We start from the raw sequence: 390 nt of genomic DNA on the forward strand, positions 1-390 counted from the left end.
TTCTTGGGCGTCTTTCCGCCGGCCTGAACGGGGAAGCGCGCCATCCGACGGCTCAGAAGGCGTGGCTGACTTCGACAAACACAGTGCGCGGTTCGCCGGGGAAGGATCCCTGAAGACCAAAGCCGGAGGCCGCATAGGTCTTGTCGAACAGATTGTCGACACGCAGCCGAACCTTGGCGACATCGAGCGTCGTGGTGATCGAGGCGTCGAATACGGTGTAGGGTTTGACGCGTTCGTTGTTGAAGCCGACCCGCTCGGCCACATATTCGCCGCCGAAGGCGAAGGCCGTCCGCAGCTTGGGAACCTGATAGCGGGTCCAGAATCCGGCCTGGTGTCGCGGCGCGTTGACGAAGCGGTCGCCGACCGCATTGGTAATGGACTGGCCTGGCG

General features: G+C 63.1%; 1 protein-coding gene. It reads right to left on the minus strand.

The window, feature by feature from the left end:
* Positions 1–52: 52 nt before the first annotated feature.
* Positions 53–390: TonB-dependent receptor (locus tag CVH10_RS18060; RefSeq protein ID WP_146143024.1), on the minus strand; the 338-nt coding region annotated here is incomplete at its 5' end.

It is taken from the genome of Halomonas sp. ND22Bw, assembly GCF_003011945.1.
In the GTDB taxonomy this organism is placed as follows: domain Bacteria; phylum Pseudomonadota; class Gammaproteobacteria; order Pseudomonadales; family Halomonadaceae; genus Halomonas; species Halomonas halophila.